The organism is Acidovorax delafieldii 2AN (assembly GCF_000175235.1).
GTDB lineage: Bacteria > Pseudomonadota > Gammaproteobacteria > Burkholderiales > Burkholderiaceae_C > Acidovorax > Acidovorax delafieldii_B.
This window is the reverse complement of the sequence record NZ_ACQT01000262.1, coordinates 1-4,814: the sequence shown is the minus strand read 5'-3', so window position 1 is coordinate 4,814 and position 4,814 is coordinate 1. Positions and strand designations below refer to the sequence as shown.

Sequence of the window (4,814 nt, the reverse complement as noted above, 5' to 3'; positions counted from 1 at the left end):
CCGCGCCGCAGCACCGTGCGCATGTACACCGTGGCCACCGATGGCACCCCCGCGTGGCACGACGCCGCGCTGGTGGTGCGTGAGGATCTGCGCCCCGGCGACGTGATCCCCGGCCCGGCGATCATTGCCGAGAAGAATGCCACCACGGTGGTCGAGCCCGGCTGGGAAGCGCGGCTGACCGACCTGGACCATCTGGTGCTGGACCGCCGCGTGCCGCGCGCTGCGCAATATGCGGCTGGCACCACCGTCGACCCGGTGCTGCTGGAGGTGTTCAACAACCTGTTCATGAACATCGCCGAGCAGATGGGGCTGCAGCTGCAGAACACGGCCTATTCGGTCAACATCAAGGAGCGGCTGGACTTCAGTTGCGCGCTGTTCGACGCCGAAGGCCACCTGATCGCCAACGCGCCCCACATGCCGGTGCACCTGGGCTCGATGGGCGAGAGCATCAAGACGGTGATCCGCGAGAACGGCGCCACGATGCAGCCCGGCGACGTGTACGTGCTCAACGACCCCTACCACGGCGGCACGCACCTGCCCGACATCACGGTGATCACGCCGGTGTACATCGAAGGCGATGCGCGGCCCACCTTCTACGTGGGCAGCCGCGGCCACCACGCCGATGTGGGCGGCACCACGCCGGGCTCGATGCCGCCGTTTTCCACGCGCATCGAGGAAGAGGGCGTGCAGATCAACAACTTCAAGCTCGTCGATCGCGGCCGGCTACGCGAGCGCGAGATTCTCGATCTGCTCGCAAGCGGCGAATACCCGAGCCGCAACCCCCAGCAGAACCTGGCTGACCTGAAGGCGCAGATCGCCGCCAACGAAAAGGGTGTGCAGGAGCTGCGCAAGATGGTGCAGCAGTTCAGCCTGCCCGTGGTGCAGGCCTACATGGGCCATGTGCAGGACAACGCCGAAGAGTCGGTGCGCCGCGCCATCACACGCCTGAAGGACGGCGCATTCACGCTGCCCCTCGACAACGGCGCGCAGATCAGCGTGGCCGTGCGGGTGGATGCCGCCCGCCGCAGCGCCGAGATCGACTTCACCGGCACCAGCGCCCAGCAGACCAATAACTTCAACGCGCCCACGGCGGTGTGCATGGCGGCGGTGCTGTACGTGTTCCGCTCGCTGGTGGACGACGACATCCCGCTCAACGCGGGCTGCCTCAAGCCGCTGAACGTGATCATTCCGCCCGGCTCCATGCTCAACCCGTGTCCGCCGGCATCGGTGGTGGCGGGCAACGTGGAAACCTCGACCTGCATCACCAACGCCTTGCTGGGCGCCCTGGGCGTGATGGCGGCCAGCCAGTGCACCATGAACAACTTCACGTTTGGCAACGCGAACTACCAGTATTACGAAACCATTTCCGGCGGCAGCGGCGCGGGCGGGGTGTTCGACGATGCGGGGGCCCTGGTGGGCGGTTTTGCCGGCACGAGCGTGGTGCAGACCCACATGACCAATTCGCGCCTGACCGACCCGGAGATCCTCGAGTTCCGCTTTCCGGTGCGGCTGGACAGCTACGCCATCCGCGCCCATTCCGGCGGGGCCGGGCGCTGGGCGGGCGGCAACGGCGGCGTGCGCCGTATCCGTTTTCTGGAACCGATGACGGCCAGCATTCTCTCCAACGGCCGCCACCACGGCGCGTTCGGCATGGCAGGCGGCAAGGCCGGTGCACCGGGCATCAACAAGGTGGTGCGCGCCAGTGGCCGGGCAGAGCTGCTGGACCACATCGGCCAGGCCGAGATGCAGCCGGGCGATGTGTTCGAGATCCACACCCCGGGGGGCGGCGGGTTTGGTGCTGCGTAGGCGCTTTCAGCATGAAATGTGCCTCTTGCGCTTGTGCCGCAAGCGCGAGCAGCTATGACTAACGTAGCAGAGGGGTGTGGCGCGCAGCGGCTATGAATCGCGCTCGCGTGCCGCAGCGGCGCGGCTGAGGCTGGGCGGCACATCCTTGCCACTGCGCCGAGCGCGGAACAGCGCCGCGCGCATGAGGAAGATGTTGGTGACCGGCACCGTGATGGCCACGAACAGAGCGATCAGCACCGCATGCACCGCCAGGCCGTGCCCCTGCAGCGAAAAATAAACGAGCGTGGCGCCCGTGACGCACCAGCAACCCAGCGTGGCCACGATGGAGGGCGCGTGTACGCGCTCGAAAAAGCCCGGAAGGCGCAGCAACCCCCAGGCGCCCAGCAGCGCAATCGCCGCGCCCGCCAGCACCAGTGCGGCAATGGCGATCTCGGCCCAGAGCGGCAACGGGGTGCCGGTCATTCGATCACCTCTCCGCGCAGCAGGAACTTCGCCATGGCGGTCGAGCCCACGAAGCTGAACAGCGCGATCAGCAGCGCCGCCTCGAAATAGGTGCTGCTGCCGTAGAGGATGCCCAGTACCAGCATCAGCAGCATGCCGGTGAGGTACATGAAGTCGAGCGCCAGGATGCGGTCCTGCGCGGAGGGGCCCTTGAGCAGCCGCAACAGGGCCAACACCATGGCCAGCACCAGCATGCCCAAGGCCGTGGGCAGCGCCCACGAGAGGATGGGGTGGGTCATTCGAAGATCTCCATCAGCGGGCGCTCGTAGTGCTGCTTGACATGGTCGACCAGGGCCTGCGGGTCTTCCACTTCCAGCGCGTGCAGCATCAGCATCGACCGGTCGAGCGACAGCTCGGCCCACGAGGTGCCGGGCGTGATGCAGACGATCATGGCCAGCACGGCCAGTGCGTTGGGGTCGCGCAGGTCCAGCGGAATGAGCACAAAAGCCGCGTCATGGCGCCGGCGCCCGGGAAAAAGCAGCAGCCGCGCCACGGCCAGATTGGACGACAGGCTGTCTGCCAGGACGGTGATGCCGAGCCGCAGCGCCACGCCGGGGCGGCGGATACGCACCGGCAGCGGGCGCAGGCCTCGCGTGAGCAGGGGAATCAGCCAGGCCAGCGCCAGCGCCAGCAGCAGCTGCCCCGGGCTGACCGAGCGATTCAGCAGCAGCCACAGCACGAACAGTGCGGCCGACAGCAGTGGCGCGGGCAGGAGGCGCTTCATGGCGCCTCCGGTGGCTGGCCGGCGCCAGCGGGCGCCGAAGGGCTGGCTATGGGCCGTGCCTGCATCACGGCACGGATGTAGGTACCGGGTGAATGCAGCGCGTCGGCGGTGGCCTGGGTGAAGCGCATCACCGGCCCGGCCATCACCGTCAGCGCCACGCAGGCAGTCAGCAGCATTGCAATGGGCAGGCCTTCGAGCACGCGCAACTGCGGCGCGGCGCGATCGTGGGTGGCCCAGAAGTGGCGGATGCCCGCGCGCGTGAGGGCGATCAGTGCCAGCAGGCCCGTGGCGATCATCAAGGCGAACAGCATCCACCCGGGCGCGCCCAGGCGGGCGCCGGCCGACGACGACAGCCCCATCGGGTTGAGCAGTGCGCTGAGCATGGCCACCTTGCCGACAAAGCCCGACAGCGGCGGCATGCCGGCAATCACCAGCGTGCACACCAGAAAGGCCAGGCCCAGCATGGCTGCGGCAGCGGGGATCACGCGGCCGATCAGCACTTCTTCGTCCGCATCGAGGTTCAGGCCTTCGGTGGGGACGAGTTCGGCGTTCAGGAAGGGGGCGTTGTCGCTACGCTCGAAAGGGGCGTAGCTCGCGCCGTCGTTGCGCCAGCGGTCGATCAGATCGGCGGTGAGGAACAGGGCGCTGATGGCCAGCGTGGAGCTGGGCAGGTAATACAGCAGGCTAGCCGTGAGCAGGTTCTGGCCAAAGCCCGCCGCCGCCAGCAGGGTGCCGGACGAGACGATGGCGGCAAACCCGGCCAGGTGCGACAGGCGCTGCGAGCCCAGCATGCCTACCGCGCCAAAGGCCATGGTCAGCATGCCGCCGCCGATCAGCCATAGGCTGCCGAACAACGCCGAGGCGCCGGCCTCGCTGCTGAACAGCAGAGTCCACAGCCGCAGGATGGTGTAAACGCCCACCTTGGTCATCAGCGCAAACAGTGCGCCCACGGGCGCCGTCGCCGCGCTGTAGGCCGGCACCAGCCAGAAGTTGAGTGGCCAGATCGCCGCCTTGATGAGAAAGGCCGTGGCCAAAATTGCCGCCGCTGCATGCAACAGGCCACGGTCGGCCGCGGCCACCAGCGGAATGTTCTGCGCCAGGTCGGCCATGTTCAGGGTGCCCGTGATGCCGTAGAGCATCGACACGCCCACGAGGAACAACGACGACGCCGCCAGGTTGATGGCGATGTAATGCAGTCCGGCCTGCACGCGCGGGCGCCCCGAGCCGTGCAGCAGCAGGCCGTAGGACGCGGCCAGCATGATCTCGAAGAACACGAACAGGTTGAACAGGTCGGCCGTGAGAAACGCCCCCGCCAGACCCATGAGCTGGAACTGGAACAGCGGGTGGTAGTGCACTCCGGCACGGTGCCAGCGGGCCCCCGCGAACACGATCGAGGCCAGTGCCACCAAGCTGGTCAGCACCAGCATCATGGCCGAGAGGCGGTCGAGCGCCAGCACGATGCCGAAGGGCGCCTGCCAGTTGGCCGCCAGGTACACCCCCATGCTGCTGGTGGCGCCCGGCTGGTCGGACCATACGAGCAGGGCCAGGGCCACCAGCAGCCCGAGCGCCGTGGAGAGGATGTTGAGCGTGAGCTTCAGGCGCTGCTGTTCCTCGCGCATCAGCAGCATGAGCGCCGCGGTGAGCATGGGCAGGGCAATGGGGGCCAGCATCAGGTGCGGCATCAATGCCGAAGTGACCTGCTCCAGGAGTGCGAGGGCTGTCTGCATCATGGAGCGCGGCGGGCGGGCCAGGAAGCGCCGGTGCGGGCGCACGCTGGGGTGCG

The 4,814-nt window shown here is 67.9% G+C and carries 5 protein-coding genes; 1 reads left to right on the top strand and 4 read right to left on the bottom strand.

The annotated features are described in order from the left end of the window. Positions 1–1,806 (top strand): hydantoinase B/oxoprolinase family protein (locus ACDELDRAFT_RS19230; RefSeq protein ID WP_005799701.1); only part of this gene is annotated, 1,806 nt, incomplete at its 5' end. 90 nt (positions 1,807–1,896) lie between these two features. Here ACDELDRAFT_RS19230 and mnhG read toward each other — a convergent pair. The 4 genes from mnhG to ACDELDRAFT_RS19210 are packed head-to-tail and all read right to left on the bottom strand — an operon-like array spanning position 1,897 to position 4,758. Next, positions 1,897–2,268 carry a monovalent cation/H(+) antiporter subunit G gene (mnhG, locus tag ACDELDRAFT_RS19225; protein WP_005799700.1) on the bottom strand — a complete coding sequence of 124 codons (372 nt, stop codon included), beginning with the start codon at positions 2,266–2,268 and terminating at the stop codon, positions 1,897–1,899. After that, positions 2,265–2,546: a K+/H+ antiporter subunit F gene (locus tag ACDELDRAFT_RS19220; protein ID WP_005799699.1), complete on the bottom strand. Its 282-nt coding sequence runs from the start codon at positions 2,544–2,546 to the stop codon at positions 2,265–2,267. Before ACDELDRAFT_RS19220 ends, mnhG begins: the two co-directional genes overlap by 4 nt. Continuing rightward, a complete protein-coding gene (locus ACDELDRAFT_RS19215) occupies positions 2,543–3,031 on the bottom strand; it encodes a Na+/H+ antiporter subunit E (RefSeq protein WP_005799698.1) in 489 nt (162 codons plus the stop codon). Before ACDELDRAFT_RS19215 ends, ACDELDRAFT_RS19220 begins: the two co-directional genes overlap by 4 nt. Continuing rightward, entirely contained in the window at positions 3,028–4,758 is a 1,731-nt protein-coding gene (locus ACDELDRAFT_RS19210) for a monovalent cation/H+ antiporter subunit D (protein WP_040329922.1), read from the bottom strand. Before ACDELDRAFT_RS19210 ends, ACDELDRAFT_RS19215 begins: the two co-directional genes overlap by 4 nt. Positions 4,759–4,814 lie beyond the last annotated feature (56 nt).